17 protein-coding genes are annotated in these 19031 nt (G+C 73.7%); 10 read left to right on the plus strand and 7 right to left on the minus strand.

All coding sequences use genetic code 11. The annotated features are described in order from the left end of the window. Positions 1 to 23 precede the first annotated feature (23 nt). Entirely contained in the window at positions 24 to 623 is a 600-nt protein-coding gene (locus SERN_RS09815; protein ID WP_135849966.1) for a TetR/AcrR family transcriptional regulator, read from the minus strand. A 144-nt stretch (positions 624 to 767) separates the two neighbouring features. Between SERN_RS09815 and SERN_RS09820 the strand changes: the two genes are divergently transcribed. Further along, positions 768 to 1403 carry a CPBP family intramembrane glutamic endopeptidase gene (locus SERN_RS09820; RefSeq protein ID WP_135849967.1) on the plus strand — a complete coding sequence of 212 codons (636 nt, stop codon included), beginning with the start codon at positions 768 to 770 and terminating at the stop codon, positions 1401 to 1403. A gap of 3 nt (positions 1404 to 1406) precedes the next feature. On the opposite strand, the gene SERN_RS09825 is transcribed toward SERN_RS09820, so the two are convergent. Continuing rightward, positions 1407 to 3341, minus strand: a complete 1935-nt coding sequence (locus tag SERN_RS09825) for a helicase HerA-like domain-containing protein (protein ID WP_135849968.1) — start codon at positions 3339 to 3341, stop codon at positions 1407 to 1409. Positions 3342 to 3507: 166 nt separating this feature from the next. On the opposite strand from SERN_RS09825, the gene SERN_RS15810 reads away from it, so the two are divergent. Genes SERN_RS15810 through holA form a run of 3 tightly spaced genes read left to right on the plus strand, consistent with a single transcriptional unit; the run spans position 3508 to position 8047 of the window. After that, complete coding sequence (locus SERN_RS15810) at positions 3508 to 4455, plus strand: ComEA family DNA-binding protein (protein WP_233251603.1); 948 nt, start codon at positions 3508 to 3510, stop codon at positions 4453 to 4455. Then, complete coding sequence (locus SERN_RS09835) at positions 4452 to 6986, plus strand: ComEC/Rec2 family competence protein (RefSeq protein ID WP_135849969.1); 2535 nt, start codon at positions 4452 to 4454, stop codon at positions 6984 to 6986. The genes SERN_RS15810 and SERN_RS09835 overlap by 4 nt, the downstream gene beginning before the upstream one ends. A gap of 38 nt (positions 6987 to 7024) precedes the next feature. After that, positions 7025 to 8047 carry a DNA polymerase III subunit delta gene (holA, locus tag SERN_RS09840; protein ID WP_135849970.1) on the plus strand — a complete coding sequence of 341 codons (1023 nt, stop codon included), beginning with the start codon at positions 7025 to 7027 and terminating at the stop codon, positions 8045 to 8047. 188 nt (positions 8048 to 8235) lie between these two features. Here holA and rpsT read toward each other — a convergent pair whose 3' ends face one another. Together rpsT and SERN_RS09850 are read right to left on the minus strand one after the other, a co-directional pair. After that, the gene (rpsT, locus tag SERN_RS09845) at positions 8236 to 8496 is read right to left on the minus strand and encodes a 30S ribosomal protein S20 (RefSeq protein WP_135849971.1); all 261 of its coding nucleotides are present in this window, start codon (positions 8494 to 8496) and stop codon (positions 8236 to 8238) included. 232 nt (positions 8497 to 8728) lie between these two features. Next, positions 8729 to 9295 (minus strand): type II toxin-antitoxin system PemK/MazF family toxin, encoded by a 567-nt coding sequence (locus tag SERN_RS09850; RefSeq protein WP_199241585.1) that lies wholly within the window; start codon positions 9293 to 9295, stop codon positions 8729 to 8731. Between the two features lie 141 nt (positions 9296 to 9436). On the opposite strand from SERN_RS09850, the gene SERN_RS09855 reads away from it, so the two are divergent. From SERN_RS09855 to SERN_RS09865, 3 genes are read left to right on the plus strand one after another with little or no spacing between them, the layout of a single operon-like run. Further along, positions 9437 to 11068: a circularly permuted type 2 ATP-grasp protein gene (locus tag SERN_RS09855; RefSeq protein ID WP_135849972.1), complete on the plus strand. Its 1632-nt coding sequence runs from the start codon at positions 9437 to 9439 to the stop codon at positions 11066 to 11068. Continuing rightward, positions 11062 to 11988 (plus strand): alpha-E domain-containing protein, encoded by a 927-nt coding sequence (locus SERN_RS09860; RefSeq protein ID WP_135849973.1) that lies wholly within the window; start codon positions 11062 to 11064, stop codon positions 11986 to 11988. Before SERN_RS09855 ends, SERN_RS09860 begins: the two co-directional genes overlap by 7 nt. Beyond that, complete coding sequence (locus tag SERN_RS09865) at positions 11985 to 12842, plus strand: transglutaminase family protein (protein ID WP_135849974.1); 858 nt, start codon at positions 11985 to 11987, stop codon at positions 12840 to 12842. Before SERN_RS09860 ends, SERN_RS09865 begins: the two co-directional genes overlap by 4 nt. A 76-nt stretch (positions 12843 to 12918) precedes the next feature. Here SERN_RS09865 and SERN_RS09870 read toward each other — a convergent pair whose 3' ends face one another. Genes SERN_RS09870 through SERN_RS09880 form a run of 3 tightly spaced genes read right to left on the minus strand, consistent with a single transcriptional unit; the run spans position 12919 to position 14751 of the window. Next, entirely contained in the window at positions 12919 to 13392 is a 474-nt protein-coding gene (locus SERN_RS09870; RefSeq protein ID WP_135849975.1) for a septum formation family protein, read from the minus strand. A gap of 44 nt (positions 13393 to 13436) precedes the next feature. Then, positions 13437 to 13895: a hypothetical protein gene (locus SERN_RS09875; RefSeq protein ID WP_135849976.1), complete on the minus strand. Its 459-nt coding sequence runs from the start codon at positions 13893 to 13895 to the stop codon at positions 13437 to 13439. Positions 13896 to 13941: 46 nt separating this feature from the next. Then, the gene (locus SERN_RS09880; protein ID WP_135849977.1) at positions 13942 to 14751 is read right to left on the minus strand and encodes a maleylpyruvate isomerase N-terminal domain-containing protein; all 810 of its coding nucleotides are present in this window, start codon (positions 14749 to 14751) and stop codon (positions 13942 to 13944) included. A 40-nt stretch (positions 14752 to 14791) separates the two neighbouring features. Between SERN_RS09880 and lepA the strand changes: the two genes are divergently transcribed. The 3 genes from lepA to SERN_RS09895 all read left to right on the plus strand — a co-directional run bounded on the left by lepA (position 14792) and on the right by SERN_RS09895 (position 19011). Continuing rightward, complete coding sequence (gene lepA / locus SERN_RS09885; RefSeq protein ID WP_233251604.1) at positions 14792 to 16666, plus strand: translation elongation factor 4; 1875 nt, start codon at positions 14792 to 14794, stop codon at positions 16664 to 16666. A gap of 9 nt (positions 16667 to 16675) precedes the next feature. Next, on the plus strand, positions 16676 to 17878 hold the full coding sequence (gene hemW / locus SERN_RS09890; protein ID WP_135849979.1) for a radical SAM family heme chaperone HemW: 1203 nt from the start codon (positions 16676 to 16678) through the stop codon (positions 17876 to 17878). A 152-nt stretch (positions 17879 to 18030) separates the two neighbouring features. Continuing rightward, positions 18031 to 19011 (plus strand): hypothetical protein, encoded by a 981-nt coding sequence (locus SERN_RS09895; RefSeq protein ID WP_135849980.1) that lies wholly within the window; start codon positions 18031 to 18033, stop codon positions 19009 to 19011. Positions 19012 to 19031 lie beyond the last annotated feature (20 nt).

The raw sequence follows: 19031 nt of genomic DNA on the forward strand, positions 1-19031 counted from the left end.
ATCTTATACAGACTCCTGCATACTCATGCACTCGGGCGTGATCGTCCCGTTCGCCCGACGACGGCGTCGACCACCTCGTGCAGATCGCCACGGATGTCGGCCACGTCGAGTGCGGGATCCTCGATGGCGCGCGTGGCGATCCCGTCGGCCACGATCGCCAGGAGCGCGGCCGTCCGGTCGGCCGCGCGGGTGCCGTGCCAGGAGGCCGCGCTCCGGCCGAGCCCCACCACCGCCGTCAGGCCCTCGAGGTCCAGGCGGGAGCGTCCCTCCAGCAGGTTCGACACCTCGGGATCGTCTCCGGCGCCGGCGATGGCCGCCGCGAACGCGGCGATCCCCGGGTCGTCGGCCTCGGCGACCACGTCCCCGAACCAGGCGTCCAGGGCGCCGTCGGGGTCGCGCTCGGCCGCCGCGAGGCGCTGCTGCCAGGTGGTGGTGGCCTCGGCGAGGTCCTCGGCGAGGATGCCGCGGAGCACCGCGAGCTTGCTGGGGAAGTAGTGGAAGAACGTGCCCGAGGAGACTCCGGCCCTGCGGCAGATCTCCCGGGTCGTGGCGCGCTGGTAGCCCAGCTCACCGATGGCGGCCGCCGCGGCCGCGAGGACCGCCCGCCGGTTCTCCTCGGACATGGTTCATCTCCTTCTCTAGAGCGAACGCTCTAGAGCGGCTACTCTACCGGCATGGTCGAGGCGCGAAGAACGGCGGTGGTGAGATCCGCGCACGGATTCTGGTCGCGGGTGGACGCCCCCGTCTTTAGGGCAGGGGCGAGGGACGTGGTCGCCCTGATCGCGGGGCTGGCGGTCGTCGTGCTGGTCTACGACGCCGGCGCGAGACGCCTCCTGCCCGGGCTCGACCTCAGCGGGGGACTGACCGGACCGGCGTCGACCACGTGGTGGAAGTGGGGTGGGGCGCTGCTGCTGCTCGCCGTCGTCATCCTCCTGGAGCGTCGGCGGCTCGCGTCGATGCTGCTCGTGCGGCCCACCGGCCCCGACGTGACGTTCGCGGTCTACGCGTTCGGAGCGGCCATGACGTGGTCGTGGCTGGCCGGGACGTTCTGGCCGCAGGGGCAGAACGACGGGATCGACGCCGTCACCGGGCTGGGGGTGGGCGGCGTCATCGTCCTGATCGTCACGGCGGCGGTCACGGAGGAGGTCGTCTTCCGGGGCTACCTGGCCGAGCGGGTCGGGGCGATCCTGCGGTCCCGGTTGGCAGGGGCTGGGGTGAGCCTGGCGGTCTTCGTCGTCCCCCACGTGCTCGTGTTCGGACCGTCCTGGCTCCTGCACCAGCTCGCCGGCACGCTCGCACTCGTCACGGTCGCACTCGTGCGCCGCAACCTCGTGGCCGCGATGCTGACGCACCTGCTCGTGAACGCGCCGATCCTGATCCCGACCGTCCTCGCCGCGCGCTGAGCCTCAGCGCCGGCGGGTCCCGAAGATCGAGCGGGTGATCTCGCGCCCGAGCTGCGTCCCCGCCGACTTCAGGAAGTTGTCCAGCGGCGAGGCGGAGCGGCTGGTGCGCGACGACGTCGACCGCCCCGCCGACGACCGCGACTCGCTCCGCGACGTGCGCTCGAGGTCCTTGCGCATCTGCTCCAGCTCCTTGGCCCGGGCCTTGGCCTCCTTCTCGGCCTCCTTGGCGCGCACGGCGGCCTCCTTCTCCGCCGCGACGCGCTGCTGCTCGGCCGCCTCGGCCTGCTCCTGCAGCGCGACGCGCCTCGCGAGGATCTCGTAGGCGGACTCGTTGTCGACGGCGACGGCGTAGCGCTCGTTCAGGGGCGACGCCGCGATCGCGGCGGTGATGACGCCGTCCGGCGCCACGTCCATCGCCGAGCGCGGTGCCCGGATGCGGGTCCAGGCGACCGGTGTGGGGGCGCCCTTCTCCGACATCACGGTCACGACGGCCTCACCCGTGCCGAGCGAGGTCAGCAGCTTCTCGAGGTCGTACGGGGAGGTGGGGTAGGTGCGGACGGCGGCCCGGAGCGCGGCGGCGTCCTGCGGTGTGAAGGCGCGCAGCGCGTGCTGGACCCGGTTGCCGAGCTGGGCGAGCACGTCCGCCGGGACGTCCTTGGGCGTCTGCGTGACGAAGACGATGCCGACGCCCTTGGAGCGGATCAGCCGCACGGTCTGCGTGACCTGCGCGAGGAAGTCCTTCGAGGCGTCCGTGAACAGCAGGTGCGCCTCGTCGAAGAAGAACACCAGGCGTGGCTTCTCGAGGTCGCCGACCTCGGGCAGCTCGGAGAACAGGTCGGCGAGCAGCCACATGAGGAACGTGGAGAACAGCGCGGGGCGGTCGGCGACGGCGGGCAGCTCCAGGGCGGAGATGACGCCGCGGCCGTCGGCGGCGGTACGCAGCAGATCGCTCGTGGCGAAGGCCGGTTCGCCGAAGAACGCGTCGGCACCCTGAGCCTGCAGCGCGACGATCTCGCGCAGGATCACGCCCGCCGTCGCCCCCGAGACGCCCCCGATGCCCGTGAGCTCGCCCTTGCCCTCGTCGGAGGTGAGGAACGCGATGGTGGCCTGCAGGTCCTTGAGGTCCAGGAGGGCGAGACCCTGGGTGTCAGCCCAGTGGAAGATCAGCCCGAGGCTCGACTCCTGCGTGTCGTTCAGGCCCAGCACCTTGGCCAGCAGCAGCGGCCCGAAGTCGGTCACGGTGGTGCGGATCGGGGCGCCGTGACCCAGCCCGCCGAGGGAGAACAGCTCGACCGGGTAGGAGGTCGGGGTCCAGTCCTGGCCGATCGACGCCGTGCGCGCGAGCAGCTTGTCCGACGGCGTCCCCGGCGCCAGCAGGCCTGTCAGGTCGCCCTTGACGTCCGCGACGAAGACGGGGACCCCGGCGTCGGACAGGCCCTCGGCCATCGCCTGCAGCGTGCGGGTCTTGCCGGTGCCGGTCGCGCCGGCCACGAGACCGTGGCGGTTGAGCATGCCGAGCGAGAACGCGACCTGCGCGTCGGGCTCGGGTTCGCCGTCCACCAGCAGGGCGCCCAGGGGCAGCGAGCCGCCGGGGAAGGTGTAGGCGGCGGCGACCTCGGCGGGGTAGCCGGTGGGGGCGGCCGGGGTGGCCGGTTCGGGTGCCGCGTCGACGGCGGTCTCGTCAGTGGCGGGCTCCGGGGCGGCGGACTCCGGGGTGGCGGACTCCGGAGCGGCGGGCTCCGTGACGACGAGCTCGGGCTCCTGCCCCGCGGCGCGTCCGGGCTCGGGGGCGGTGAGTGCCGCCTCCGCCTCGGCTGCGGCGAGCGCGGCGCGGGCGGCGGTGGCGCGGGCGGCCGCGGCGTCGGCGTCGGCCTGCGCTGCCTCGGCGCGCAGCCGTGCCAGCGTGGCGTCGGGGGAGGGGGCGGGCTCGTGGCTCATCGAGAGCTCCTTTCGCGGCTGGTCGCGAGCCTAGGGCAGGGTGCCGCGTCGCGGTGGGGCACGACGCCACGACCCGACCTGTCCCCAGGGCCGGGACCCGTCCTCCCGGTTCACCTCGCGTCCGGGACCCGCGGTCGGGGTCGATCGCGACTCCTAGCGTCGCGGTATGGGCCCACCTCGCTCCGCCGGACGGCGCCTGGACCAGCGCGCCCGCGTCATGGCGCTGACGAGGGCCGCGTACTCGGTCTCGGAGGGCGTGCTCCCCGGGGGCGGGGCCGCGCCCTGGGACGAGGGCGACGACGGCGCTGACGGAGCTGACGGCGACGCGCCTGCCGCCGGTGGCGCCTCGATACGGCACCGCCGTGGACCGACCCGACGTCGGCTGCGCCCGCGCGGGGCGCTCGCGATCGCCGTCCTGCTCGCCCTGGTGACGGCGTTCCTCGTGGTGCGAGCGACCGTGACGGCGTCCTCGGTGGTCGAGGTTCCGGCGGCGAGCGCACCGGCGGAAGCACCGGTGGAGGTGCCGGTCGAGGGGATGGCCGCGCCGCCGTCCGGCACGGAGTCGACCTCCCGCCCGGAGTTGACCTCCGACACAGAGGCGGCGCCCCCGTCTCCCACCACCCCACCTCCGGCGACCGACGTCGTCGTCCACGTCTCGGGCAGGGTCGTCGGCCCCGGCGTCGTGACGCTTCCCGCGGGATCGCGGGTCGTGGACGCCGTCACCGCCGCGGGCGGGGCCCAACCGGAGGCCGACCTCGACGCCGTCAACCTCGCCCGGGTGCTCGTGGACGGTGAGCAGATCCACGTGCCGGCTCCGGGGGAGGCCGTCGACCCACCCGGTCCCTCGCCCGGGGCAGGCGGGGATGCGACCGGCGGCTCGAGCGGCCCCAGCGGCTCGGGCGCCACGGGCGTCGCACCGACCGGCCTCGTGAACCTCAACACCGCGACGCTCGCCGAGCTCGACGCGCTCCCGGGCGTCGGACCGGCGATCTCGCAGCGCATCATCGACTGGCGCGACGCGAACGGCGGTTTCCGGGACGTCGCGGAGCTGGACGAGGTCTCGGGCATCGGGCCGAGTCTGATGGGCAGCCTCGGCGAGCTGGTGACGGTGTGAGCGCGCCTTGGCGGGGACGTCACGCCCCCGACCTGCGGCTGGTGGCACCGGCGCTCGCGGCGTGGGCCGCGGCCGCGGTCGCCGTCGGTCTCCCGCTGCGGGCGCGGCTCCTCCTGGTCGCCGCCGCGTCGGTCGCGGGTGGCGTCGCGGTGTGGCGGGGCAGGCGCCGTCACACCGCACGCCACCGCGACCGCTGGCAGGGGGCGACGACGACCGTGGCCCTCGCCGGCCTCCTCGTCGGCCTCGTGCTCGGCAGCGTCCTGGTGCAGGACGACGTGCGGACGCGAGGTCTCGCGCGGGCTCTCGCGTGGTCGGGCTCGAGCGAGGTGGTGCTGCGCACGACGCACGACGCCGTGCCGGTCGCCGGTCCCGCGCCCGACGGCGCGCAGCGCGTGCGCCTGGAGGCCACCCTGCTCGGGGCGGAGACCCGGGGGGAGCGGACGACGGCGGTCGCCCCCGTGCTCGTGATCGGCTCGCCCGCCTGGCGCGACGTCCCACCCGGCACCACCGTTCGCACCACCGCCCGGGTGCGGCCCGTCGAACCGGGGGAGCGACCCGCGGCTCTCCTCGTGGCCGGGGAACCGGAGGTCGTCGGCGAGCCGTCGTGGTGGCGTCGCGCGACCCACGCGATCCGGGCGGGCCTCGCCGAGGCGGTGGTCGGACTGCCGCCGCACGCCGCCCTGCTGCCGGGGATCGGCGTCGGCGACGACTCCCGCGTCCCGGACGACCTCGCCGACGCGATGCGGGCGACGTCCCTCGGCCACCTGCTGGCGGTCTCGGGTGCGCACGTCGCGATCGTGCTGGCGGGGGTCCTCGTCCTGACCGGAACGCTGGGTCGCCGGGGCCGCGTGGCCGTCTGCGTCGCCGTCCTCGGCGGGCTGGTCGCGCTCGTCGGCCCCGATCCCAGCGTGGTGCGCGCCGTCGCGATGGGCGGCGTCGTGGTGCTGGCGCTGGTCCTCGGACGTCCGGCGGCCGCGATCCCGGCGCTCGCGACGGCGGTGACGGTCCTCGTGCTGGCCGATCCCTGGATCGCGCGCGAGGTCGGGTTCGCGCTGTCGGTGTCCGCGACCGCGGGTCTCGTGCTGGGGGCCGGTCCGCTGAGCGCGCTGCTCCAGCGTCGGCTGCCGCCGCTGCTCGCCACCGTCCTGGCGGTCCCGCTCGCGGCCCAGCTCGCGTGCCTGCCCGTGCTCGTCCTGATCGATCCGGGCCTGGCGACCTACGGGGTCCTGGCCAACGCCCTGGTCGCGCCGGTGATCCCCCCGGTCACCGTGCTCGCGCTGCTCGCGGCGATGCTGTCGACGTGGTGGCCCGCGGGCGCCCACGGTCTGCTGTGGGTCGCGCAGGGCGGCACGTGGTGGATCGACGTCGTCGCGCGGCACGGTGCGGAGCTGCCGCTCGCGCGCCTGCCCTGGCCGCCCGGGCTGCGGGGTCTCGCGCTCCTGGTGCTGATCGTCGTCGCCCTCCTGCTCGTGCTGCGGACCGCGGCGGGTCGGCGACTGCGCGCGAGGCTCGCCGGGCGCGGGACCCCGGCGCTGCTGACGCTCGGGTCGCTGGTCGCCGTCGTCGCGCTGGCGGCGAGCCTGGTCGCGCCGTGGCGTTCCGCGCTCGTGCACGTCGCCGGTCCCGTCGTGCCCGCCGCGTTCCCGCCGCCGGACTGGCGGCTGCTGCAGTGCGACGTCGGGCAGGGGTCGGCGCTGCTCGTCTCGACCGCCGCGACGGGTGGCGGCGACACCGCCGTGATGGTCGACGTCGGCCCCGAGGCGGGGGATGCCGCCGGGTGTCTCGAGACCGCGGGGATCGAGACGATCGAGCGCCTCGTGCTCACGCACGCCGACGCCGACCACGTCGGCGGGTTGGCCGCGGTGCTCGCGGCGGTCGACGTCGAGGAGGCGGTGGCGCCGCGCACGAGCGACGAGCGCATGGCCGAGGTGATCGACGACGTGCGCGCGGCCGGGGTGCCCGTGGCGGAGGCGGCCGTCGACCGTCCGCCCGAGCCCCTGGCGAGCGCGCCGCGCGAGGAGCTGGGCGCCGTCGGCCTCACCACGCTGTGGCCCACGGCCCGTTCCGTGGAGATCGGTGCCGACGTCGACCCGAACGAGCTGAGCCTGACGCTCTGGGTCACGACGCCGGAGCTGACCGCACTCGTGCACGGTGACCTCGGGGCGGCGGCGCAGCAGGCGATGTCGCGGGCGTGGCCCGAGCTGCTCACGGGCCCGCCCGACGTCGTCGTGGTCTCCCACCACGGCTCGCCCGACCAGGATCCGGCGCTGCTGGCCGCGGCGGCCGGCCGGGTGGCGCTGGTGAGCGTCGGGGCGGACAACGACTACGGCCATCCCGCACCCTCGACCGTGGCGGTGCTGGCGCAGGAGGGGGCGTTCATGGCGCGGACGGACGTGTGCGGGCCGATCGCCGTCGCGGGGCCCGGGGTCCCGACGGGGGCCGTGCAGGGTCGCAGCGGCGTGCTGCGGGTCTCGGGCTGTCGGGCGCCGCTCGGGTCGCTCGCATCGCGCCGCCGGCGGGCGTCCCGGTGATCCGCTGGACGCGTCGCTCGACGTGGCAGGCTTGCCCCGTGCCTCCCGCCCGCCGTTCAGCCTCCCGGTCGACCCCCACCGCCGGTGTGCCGTGGGACAGGGCGGAGCTCGCACCGATCGTGCTGATCCGCGGGACCGAGGGTCTGCTGGGCGACAGGGCCGTGTCGCGGCTGGCGCGACTGGCGCGCGAGGCCGCGTCCGCCGACGGCTCCGCCGAGCTCGAGGTGACGACGGTCGAGGCGGCGCAGTACGAGGGCGGACGGCTCGCCGTCATCACGTCGCCGTCGCTGTTCGCCGAGCCGCAGCACGTGGAGATCCTCGGTTTCGAGTCGATGACGGACGCGTGCGCGACCGACGTGCTCGCCTACCTCGCCGATCCGGCACCCGACGTCACGCTGGTGCTGCGGCACGGCGGGGGAGTGCGCGGAAAGAAGGTGCTCGACGCCCTGGTCGCCGCGAAGGTGGCGCTGGTCGCGTGCGACCCCGTCCCCGATCGCGACAAGCCCGGCTTCGTCTCGGCCGAGTTCTCCCGCGCCCGCCGCAAGATCGCCCCCGAGGGGGTCGCTGCGCTGGTGGACGCCGTCGGATCCGACCTGCGCGAGCTCGCCGCCGCCGCGCAGCAGCTCATCAGCGACACGACCGGAGTCGTCACCGACCAGGAGGTCGACCGCTACTACGGCGGACGCGTGGAGGCGACCGGCTTCAAGGTGGCGGACGCCGCCGTCGCCGGTGACGTGGCCGGAGCGCTCGTCCTGGTGCGCCACGCGATGGCGAGCGGGACCCCGCCGGTCCCGCTCGTGGCGGCGCTCGCGCTCAAGCTCCGCACCATGGCCAAGGTCGCAGCCTCCCGCGGACGCGACCACGGCGCCGACGTCCTCAAGGGTCTGGCGCCGTGGCAGGTCGACCGCGCGCGGCGCGACCTGCAGGGCTGGACCCCGGAGGGGCTCGCGACCGCGATCATGGCGACGGCGGCCGCCGACGCCGAGGTGAAGGGCGAGTCGCGCTCACCGGAGTTCGCGGTCGAGCGTGCGGTGCGACGCATCGTCGCCGCCCGCTCCTGACCCCGCCCGCCCGGCCCCGCCCGCTCCCGCCGCGCCCGCCCCCACTCGTCGAGAATGCGTGTGACTGCTCTATCCAGACGATAGAGCAGTCACGCGCATTCCCGGCGGGCTGGGGTGGAGGGTGCGGCGAGGTCCGGGGACGCGAACGGCGCCGCACCCCGAGGGCTACGGCGCCGTGAGGAGGAGGCTCAGAGAGCCTGGACCTGCTTCGCGAGGCCCGACTTGCGGTTCGCGGCCTGGTTGCGGTGCAGCACGCCCTTGGACACGGCCTTGTCCAGCTTGCGCGAGGCGATGCTGAGCGCCGCGGCGGCGGCGTCCTTGTCACCGGCGGTGATGGCCTCGCGCGTCTTGCGCACGTAGGTCTTCAGCTCCGACTTCACGGCCTTGTTGCGCAGACGCGCCTTCTCGTTCGTGAGGATGCGCTTCTTCTGGGACTTGATATTTGCCACGTTGTACGTCCTGGTGCTTGGAGTGATGGGTCGGCGAGGGTTCTTCCCGCCGGCCTGAGACTGGGCGTGGGGCACCCGTGGCGGTCAGCGGAACGAGCTGGCCGACCCGTGCGGGCGCCAGGCTCGACCTGCAATGCTACCACCGACCTGGTGGCCGATCATCGGGCGGGCTCGCGACCGGACATCCCGCCCGGGGATCACCGCCCGGGGATGACCTCCCGCTCGGGAAGCCCTACCAGCCGTGGTGCCGACGGACCGCCGTCGCGACGGCGTCGAACCTCGCGCGGTCGAGCGTGGCACCCTCGCGGCGCACGGCGTCGCGCCCCACGAGCAGCACGCGGTCGACGCGCACCTCGCTGTCCCGGCCACGGGAGTCCCACGCGCCCGACCCGATGTCGACCCAGACGCGCCCGCGGGCGGTCTCGCGCGCGGCGTCCCGGGAGTGGTCCTTCGAGGTGAGCTGGACGCCGACGAGGTCGCGGCCCCGCGTACCGACGATCAGCAGCGGGCGGTCCTTGCCCTGCGACGCGTCCTCCTCGTAGGGCACCCAGCCCCAGACGATCTCGCCGGGGTCGGCGTCGCCGTCGGGGTCGGGGGAGTAGGAGAACGACGGCGCGCCCCACGCCTGCACGTCGTAGGCCGAGATGCCGCCGAGCGTCCCGCCCGGTCGTGCGGCCGGCCTGGGGTAGGAGGGCGAGGGGCGCGACGGCGTCGCCGTGCGCCCGGACGAGCTCGAACCCGTGCCCCGGCGCGGGGCGAGCAGCGACAGTGCGGCGCGGAGGAACCTCTCGATCTTCACGCGCGCCACTCTCCCACGGGGCGGTCGAGCGCGACAGCGTCCGGTGATCACCACCCGGCCGTGTGAACGCCCGATCCACCACCCCGCGACACGGCTGCCCGGTTTTACGCATCCGTTACCCGGGGCGGCTAGGTTCGTGGCATGGCCGACCTGTTCGAGGGGTATCCCGCTGGCACCGCCTGGGACGAGATGACGGGACTGGTCGACGGCGACGACGCCGACAGCCCCTGGCGCTCCCAGTACGCGCAGCTGCGCGCCACGATGGCGCACCTGAGTCCGCAGGAGATGCGGGCGCGCGGCGACGCGCTCGCGCGCTCCTACCTGGCGCAGGGCGTGACGTTCGACATCGGCGGCGAGGAGCGACCGTTCCCGCTCGACCCCGTGCCCCGCGTGCTCGACACGCAGGAGTGGAACACGCTCGCGCCGGGTGTCGCCCAACGCGTGCGAGCGCTCGAGAAGCTGCTCGACGACATCTACGGGCGGCAGAAGGTCGTCACCGACGGCGTCATCCCCCGCGCGCTCATCACCTCCTCCGCGCACTTCCACCGCCAGGCCAAGGGCATCGTGAACGCGAACGGCGTCCGCGTGCAGGTGGCCGGGATCGACGTCATCCGTGACGACGAGGGCGGCTGGCGGGTGCTGGAGGACAACGTCCGCGTACCCAGCGGCGTCAGCTACGTGCTCTCCAACCGTCGCTCGATGGCCCAGACTTTCCCGGAGCTCTTCAGCTCGATGCGCGTCCGACCGGTCGCCGACTACCCGCGCCGGCTGCTCGCGGCGCTCACCGCGGCGGCGCCGAACGGGGTGGACGACCCGGTCGTCGTCGTGCTCACCCCCGGCGTGTACAACTCGGCCTACTTCGAGCACTCGCTGCTCGCGCGCCTGATGGGTGTGGAGCTCGTCGAGGGCCGCGACCTGTTCGTCAGCGGCGGCCGCGTCTACATGCGCACGACGGAGGGGCGCCGTCGCGTGGACGTCATCTACCGCCGCGTCGACGACGAGTTCATCGACCCTGTCGCCTTCCGCCAGGACTCGCTGCTGGGCTGCCCCGGTCTGCTGGGAGTCGCCCGACTCGGCAACGTCTCGATCGCCAACGCGATCGGCAACGGCGTCGCCGACGACAAGCTGATGTACACCTACGTGCCCGACCTCATCCGCTACTACCTGGGTGAGGAGCCGCTGATCTCCAACGTCGACACGTGGCGCCTGGAGGAGCCCGAGGCGCTGTCGGAGGTGCTCGACCGCCTCGACGAGCTCGTGGTCAAGCCCGTCGACGGGTCGGGTGGCAAGGGCATCATCATCGGTCCGGCGGCCTCGCGCGCCGAGATCGACGAGGCCCGCACCCGGCTGCGGCTCGACCCGCGCGGCTGGATCGCGCAGCCCGTGGTCCAGCTCTCGACCGTCCCGACGCTCGCCGGGGACCGCCTGCGCCCTCGACACGTGGACCTGCGACCGTTCGCGGTCAACGACGGGAACGACGTCTGGGTCCTTCCCGGAGGCCTGACCCGCGTGGCGCTGCAGGAGGGTCAGCTGGTCGTGAACTCCTCGCAAGGCGGCGGGTCCAAGGACACCTGGGTGTCCGGGCCCTCGCGCTGGACCGAGGAGAGCGCGGAGGCGACCGACGGACCCCGCGAGGCACCGGCGCTCCGCCAGGGCCCCGCCGTCGACACCCACCCCGAGGCCCGGCCGCGCAGCGAGCAGCACGAGCAGCAGCAGCAGACCGGCGCCGGTCGGCGCCCGAGCACCGCCACCCCGGAGGCCCCGACATGCTGAGCCGCATCGCCGAGTCCCTGTTCTGGGTCGGCCGCTACGTCGAGCGCGCCGACGACACCGCCCGCATCCTCGACACCCACCTGCAGCTCCTGCTGGAGGACCCGTGGGTCGCGGAGGACCTGGCGTGCCGCTCGCTGCTGGCCGTCATGGGCGCACCGCCGCCCGAGGTGGGACCTGCCGTCACGCCCGCCCGCGTCATGCAGACCCTGGGCTACGACCGCCTCAACCCCGGATCGATCGCCGGAGCGCTGGACGCCGCCAGGGAGAACGCCCGCCGCGCCCGCGAGACCATCTCCACCGAGCTGTGGGAGTGCCTCAACACGACGCGCAACGACCTCGCGAGCGCGATCGCCAACCGCACCACGTCGGAGTACTTCGCCTGGGTGCGCGAGCGGGCAGCCGTCGCCGCCGGCATCACCGACTCGGCCACCAGCCGGGACCAGATCTGGACCTTCCTCGTGCTCGGCCGCTCGATCGAGCGGGCGGACATGACGGCCAGGCTCGTCGCCACGCGCGCCGTCGCCGGCTCCAGCGGTCCGAGCTGGACCACCCTGCTGCGCTCGTGCGGCGCCTACGAGTCCTTCCTGCGGGCCTACCGCGGCAGCGCGAGCGATGCGCTCGCGGCGGAGTTCCTGCTGCTGGACCCGCTGTTCCCGCGCTCGGTGGTCTACGCGCTGCGGCAGGCCGAGCAGTGTCTGGTCTCGCTCGGCGAGGGCACCGACCGCTCCAGCACCGAGAGTGCCGTCCGCATCCTCGGCCGCGTGCGCTCCGGGCTCGAGTTCCGGCCGGTCGGCCAGCTGCTCGAGGACCTGCCGTCCGAGATGGAGGAGGTCCAGCGGGCCTGCTCCTCCGCGAGCGACGCCGTCCGGCTCCGCTACTTCCCCACGGGGGCGCACGACGACTGGGGGGTAGGGCTGTGACACGGCTGCACATCGTCCACACGACGAGCTTCGTCTACGAGCGGGCCGCCTCGGCGTCCTACAACGAGGCGCGCATGCGTCCGACGACGATCCCGGGCCAGATGGTCCTCAGCTCGCGCCTGACGGCGAGCCCGATGAGCTTCAGCCAGGAGTACCGCGACTACTGGGGCACCCACGTGGTCGCGTTCGAGGTGCTGCGCAAGCACTCCGAGCTCGTCGTGGTCTCCGAGTCGACGGTCGACCTCGCACCGCGCACCGACCCGATCGCCAGCGGCCTCGCGGAGCAGGTGGAGTGGCAGACGCTGTCGGAGCCCGGCATCGTCGACCGCCTCGCCGAGCACCTCGCCTCGACGCCGGCCACCGCGCCGTCGGACGACCTGGCCGCCCTGGCGCTGGCCGTCGGAGCCGGTCTCTCGCCGTCGGAGGCCGCCCTGGCGGTCTGCAACGCGGTGCGCGACGCCGTCGAGTACGTCCCGGGCGCGACCGGTGTCCACACGCGCGCCGCCGAGGCGTGGGAGCAGCGCTCCGGCGTCTGCCAGGACATAGCGCACCTGGCGATCGGCGCGCTTCGCAGCCTCGGGATCCCGGCGCGCTACGTCTCGGGCTACCTGCACCCGCTCGGGCACGAGGCCGTCGTCGGCGAGACGTTCGTGGGGGAGTCCCACGCCTGGGTCGAGTTCTGGTGCGGCGAGTGGTACGCCTACGACCCCACCAACCGGTGCCCGGTGGGCGACCACCACGTCGTCGTCGCTCGTGGCCGGGAGTACTACGACGTCACCCCGCTGCGCGGCGTGTTCGCCGGCGGTGGCCGCTCGCAGCAGTCGGTCCAGGTGGCCCTGACCCTCGAGGCCTGAGGCCTCCACGCGCAGCAGCGCCCGGGACGACGGCGGTCGTCCCGGGCGCTCGTGCGTCACCAGCGCGGGGCTCGGGTCAGTAGGCCGCGCCCTCGAGCGAGCCGGTGACGTCCTGCGAGGGATCGCCGACGAGGCAGCTGACGAGACGGTCGTCGCCGGACTCCCACGACTCCTGCGTCGGGGTGTAGTACGTGACCCCCAGCTCGGACTCCTCGTAGGACAGACCCACGAAGGCGTCGAACAGGGCGACGCACTCCTGTTCCGCCGTCGTCGAGATGCTCTCGTCGCCGGGGTAGTCGCCGTCGGCGAAGGTGTACTCGCCGAAGACCTCGAGCTGGTGGGTCTCCGAGCACGGCACGGTCGGGACGTCGTTGACCTCGCCCGTCTCGACGGTGCTCAGGCAGTCGCCCACCTGCAGGGTGAAGACGTCGGTGTCACCGCCGGACGTGATCTCGCCGGACTCGTCGCGAGTCTCGCTCTGCCCGCAGGCACCGAGCAGGAGGGTGGTGGCCGCGATCGCGGAGCCGAGGGCCAGCTGTCGAGTTCTCATGCTGCGGAGGTTAGCGGCAGCACAGCCCCGCGTGGGGGACGGGCTCAGAAGAGCTGCGCGAGCCCGACGATCAGCAGCAGCCCGAAGGACATCCCGGCGCTGGCGAAGGTCGCGATGCTGAGGGCGGCGAGCCCGCCGACGCCCAGGCGCGGCACGACGGTCTGCTCAGCGCCGGCCACGACGATCTCGAGCTGCTGACCGTCCGGCGTCACGGTGCGCACCACGTTGTCGGGGTGCTCCCCGGTCAGCTCCATGCCGTGCAGGCGCCGGAGCACCTGCTGACGGCGGACCGCGAGCATCACGACGGGCACCGCCAGCAGCACGGCGGCCACCCGGACGATCCAGGCGCCCACGCCGCTCAGCGGCAGCGTCACGGCGATCAGCGCCAGCACCAGCGCCCCGCCCACGATCACGAGCGCGAGCGTCGGCCTCCCGACGGCGCGCGAGCCTCCGCGCCCGATGGCGCCCCAGTCGATCCCCGCTCCCGGTGTCTGCCCACTCATCCAGCAACCCTCGCACGCGTGCGCCGACGGTGCCAGGAAGGTTCGCTCACGGCGTGAGCCCCGCGCGCAGCAGGTCGGCCAGCAGCGACCGGGCCGCGGCGTCGTCCACGCCGTCGCCCCGGACCTCGTACGGGTCGAGCCCCGGGGTGCCAGCGTCCCCGGCGGCCACCCCCGACCGCCCCCACACCAGCAGTCCCAGCTCGCGCGCGCTCCCCACGACCTCGAGCCGGGGGAGGCCGGTGGCACTCGGGACCCCGCCGTCGAGCGCCACGCCCTCGCCGTCGGGCCGGCGCAACGTCACCAGCACGGGCGGCGCAGCCACGCGCGCGAGCCTGACCTGCCGCGGGTGCATCACCTCGGCGACCTCGAGCACGACGTCCCACCACTGCTCCTCCCGTCCCAGGTGCCCGACGTCGGAGGGCAGGCCGCCCGCCGTCCGCAGGTCCCACAGGTGCACGAGGGTCTCGAGCTTCTGCCGCCGGTGCCAGAACGCGACCGTGCCGCGCTGCTGCTCGCGCGGGACGCCGTCGTCCAGGAGCGTGGCGGCACGCGCGTCGGGATCGAGGGCCGCCAGGGTCTCGCGCAGCTCGGCCGCGCACGAGGCGTACAGCTGGGTCGGGTCGAACGGGCCGCGCCCCAGCGGCACCTCCCGTGTGCGCGCCGCCTGCGCTGCCGCCCAGTGGTGCACGCGGGCCAGGTGCACCACGAGGTGGCGCACGCGCCACCGCCCGCACCAGGGGACCGGCGTCTCGGGATCGACGTGCACCAGCGCCCCCAGGACGTCCGCCTGGAGGTCGGCCAGCACCTCCAGGTCGGTCGGCGGAGGCGGGGGCTGTGAACCGGGAGCCGAGGGCATGGGACCATGGTGGCGTCCCCGTCGCTCTCCCGGAGTACCTGTGCCTATTCCCTCTGCCTCGCTGAGCGCGAGCATCGCGCCGGCAGCGACCGCGCCGCAGCTGCTGCGCAACTTCTGCATCATCGCCCACATCGACCACGGCAAGTCCACGCTGGCCGACCGGATGCTGCAGTCGACCGGCGTCGTCGACTCCAGGGCGATGCGGGCGCAGTACCTCGACCGGATGGACATCGAGCGCGAGCGCGGCATCACGATCAAGAGCCAGGCCGTGCGGATGCCGTGGCAGCTGGACGAGACCGCCTACGCGCTCAACATGATCGACACCCCCGGGCACGTCGACTTCACCTACGAGGTCTCGCGCTCGCTCGCGGCCTGCGAGGGCGCCGTGCTGCTCGTGGACGCCGCGCAGGGGATCGAGGCGCAGACGCTGGCCAACCTGTACCTGGCCATGGAGAACGACCTCACGATCATCCCGGTCCTGAACAAGATCGACCTCCCGGCGGCGCAGCCGGAGAAGTACGCCGAGGAGCTCGCGAAGCTCATCGGCGGCGACCCCGAGGACTGCATGCGGGTGTCGGGCAAGACGGGCGTCGGCGTCGAGGCGCTCCTCGACCGCATCGTGCGCGACATCCCGGCCCCGACGGGCGACGCCGACGCACCGGCTCGCGCGATGATCTTCGACTCGGTCTACGACACCTATCGCGGCGTGGTCACCTACGTCCGCGTGGTCGACGGCCAGCTGAGCCCGCGCGAGAAGATCGTGATGATGTCGACCAGGGCCACGCACGAGCTGCTCGAGATCGGCGTCTCGGCCCCCGAGCCGACCCCGACCAAGGGCCTCGGCGTCGGCGAGGTCGGCTACCTCATCACCGGCGTGAAGGACGTGCGCCAGTCCCGCGTGGGTGACACGGTCACCAACGCGCACAAGCCGGCCGAGCAGGACCTCGGCGGCTACAGCTTCCCCAAGCCGATGGTGTTCTCCGGCCTGTACCCGATCGACGGCTCGGACTACCCGGTGCTGCGCGACGCGCTGGACAAGCTCAAGCTGAACGACGCGGCGCTGAACTACGAGCCCGAGACGTCCGCGGCGCTCGGCTTCGGCTTCCGGTGCGGCTTCCTCGGTCTGCTGCACCTGGAGATCGTGCGCGAGCGGCTCGAGCGCGAGTTCAACCTCGACCTCATCTCCACGGCTCCCAACGTGATCTACGAGGTCACGATGGAGGACGGCACCGAGCACGTCGTGACCAACCCCAGCGAGTACCCCGCCGGCAAGATCAACGAGGTCCGCGAGCCCGTGGTCCGCTGCACGATCCTGACGCCGAGCGAGTTCGTCGGCACGATCATGGAGCTGTGCCAGACGCGCCGCGGTGTGCTGCTCGGCATGGACTACCTCTCGGAGGAGCGCGTCGAGATGCGCTACACGCTCCCGATGGCGGAGATCGTGTTCGACTTCTTCGACGCCCTGAAGTCCCGCACCCGCGGGTACGCCTCGCTCGACTACGAGCGCACGGGGGACCAGGTCGCCGACCTCGTCAAGGTCGACATCCTGCTGCAGGGCGAGAACGTGGACGCGTTCAGCTCCATCCAGCACAAGGACAAGGCCTACGCCTACGGCGTGATGATGGCCGGGAAGCTCCGTGAGCTGATCCCGCGCCAGCAGTTCGAGGTGCCGATCCAGGCCGCCGTCGGCAGCCGGATCATCGCCCGCGAGACCATCCGCGCGATCCGCAAGGACGTGCTGGCCAAGTGCTACGGCGGCGACATCTCCCGCAAGCGCAAGCTCCTGGAGAAGCAGAAGGAGGGCAAGAAGCGCATGAAGACCATCGGTCGGGTCGAGGTGCCGCAGGAGGCCTTCATCGCCGCGCTCTCCTCCGACGCCCCCACGGGCAAGGACGCCAAGGATGCCAAGAAGTAGGTCGCGCTCGTGAGCCCGCAGCTGCCCGACGGCGAGGTGGCGCCCGACGACGGCACCCTGCCCGCCTCCGCGCTGGAGGGCGCCGCCGAGCGCGACCTCGGCGTCTACCTGCACGTCCCGTTCTGCCGCGTGCGGTGCGGCTACTGCGACTTCAACACCTACACCGCCTCCGAGCTCGGCGGCGGGACGAGTCAGGCGACCTACGCCGCCGACGCGCTCGCCGAGATCGCGTTCGGCGCCGAGGTGCTGCGCCGCTCCGGGCTGCCGGAGCGGCAGGTCAGCACCGTCTTCGTGGGCGGCGGTACGCCGACGCTCCTGCCCGTGGCGGACCTGGCCGCGATGGTCGACGGCGTGCGCGAGACCTGGGGCATCGCACCCGGGGCGGAGATCACCACCGAGGCCAACCCCGACTCCGTGACGCCGGAGTCCCTGGCCGCCCTCGTGGCGGCCGGTTTCACGCGAGTCTCGTTCGGCGTGCAGTCGGTCGTGCCGCACGTCCTGGCCACGCTGGATCGCACGCACGACCCGAGGCGGGTGCCCGACGTCGTGCGCTGGGCCCGTGAGGCCGGCCTCGCCGTCTCCGTCGACCTGATCTACGGCACACCGGGGGAGAGCCTGGCGGACTGGCGCGCGAGCCTCGAGGCCGCGCTCGCTCTCGAACCCGACCACGTCTCCGCCTACGCGCTGACGGTCGAGCCGGGCACGGCGCTGCACCGGCGGGTGCGCAGCGGCGAGCTGCCGGCGCCCACGGGCGACGACGAGGCCGCCAAGTACGAGCTGGCCGACGAGATCCTGGGCCGCGAGCTCGGCTGGTACGAGATCAGCAACTGGGCCAGGACGCCCGCCGACCGGTGCCGCCACAACCTCGCCTACTGGCGGGGGGCGGACTGGTGGGGCGTCGGTCCCGGCGCCCACAGCCACGTCGGCGGCGTGAGGTGGTGGAACGTCAAGCACCCGCGCGCCTACGCGGGTCGCCTCGCTGCCGGGCAGTCGCCCGCGCAGGGCCGCGAGATCCTCGACGGCGATGCCCGCCGCCTCGAGCGGGTCATGCTCGGCACGCGCCTGGCGGACGGCTTCCCGACGGCGGGGCTCGACCCGCGCGCCGTCAGCACGCTCATCGCCGACGAGCTCGTGACGTTCCGCCCGGGGACCATCACGCTGACGCGGCGCGGTCGGCTGCTGGCCGACACCGTGGTCCACCGCCTCACCTGAGGCGTCCGGCGGCGCGCCGGAGCGGCCCGGTTCCTTGACACGCCGCACCGCGGGGCGGTTCGCTTCCCCCTGCGGTCTTCATCCGCCACCGCACGGCGCCACCCGCACGCGGACCGTCGACACGTGACCACGAGACCGAGAGGAACGCACCGATGACCGATCCCAGCACGCCGGACCGCCCGGGCGAGAACGACCCGAACCCGAGCACGCCCGGCTCCCCGCCCCCGCCCGCCGCGCCGGCCTGGGGTGCGCCGCCGCCTCCGCCCAGCTCGCCGCCGGCGTCGCAGCAGCCCGGGCCGCAGCAGCCGGGGCGCTACGACGCTCCCCAGCAGCCCCCGAGCGCGTACCCCTCGCCCCAGCAGGGCGGCTTCCCGCCCCCGCCGTCGAGCGGGTTCCCGCCGCCCCCGCAGCAGGGTGCCGGCTTCCCGCCGCCCCCGCAGGGCTACGGCCAGCCCGGCGGCTACCAGGCGCCGTCCTCCGACATCGGCGTCGCCTTCGGGTGGGGCTGGCAGAAGTTCAAGAGCAACGCCGGGCCGCTGATCCTCAGCATCCTGCTGTGGGGCATCGGGATCGCACTGATCGCGGGGATCGGGTTCGCCCTCGCCGGCGCCGTCGCCGGGACGTCCTCGACGGCCCAGACCGAGGCGGGTTTTGCTGCGGCGACCTCCTTCGGCATCGGCGGGATCATCCTCGTGTCGATCCTGACGTTCCTCGCCGCCTTCGTGGCGCAGGTTGCTCTGACGAACGGCTACCTCGCGGTCGCCGACCGTGGCCACGCCTCGCTCGGAGACTTCTTCAAGTTCCGCCACATCGGCCAGGGAATCCTGCTCGCGCTCCTCCTCGGTCTGGCCAGCGGACTGCTGAGCTGGACCGGCATCGGTTCGCTCGCCGTGGCATTCTTCGGCGCCTTCGCGATCTTCTTCGTCGTCGACAAGGGGATCGGCGCGATCGACGCCATCAAGGCGTCGGTCCGCCTCGCGCTGGACAACGCGGGGGTCACGATCGTCGCGATCCTCGTGAGCTATGCGGGAGCCCTCGTGTGCGGTGTGGGTGCGCTGGTCACGGCGCCCCTCGCCTCGTTGGTGCTCGCCTACGTGTACCGCCGTGTCACGGGTGGCCGCGTCGCCGCCTGACGCACCCGCTCGAGAACGAC

It is taken from the genome of Serinibacter arcticus (assembly GCF_004786095.1).
In the GTDB taxonomy this organism is placed as follows: domain Bacteria; phylum Actinomycetota; class Actinomycetes; order Actinomycetales; family Beutenbergiaceae; genus Litorihabitans; species Litorihabitans arcticus.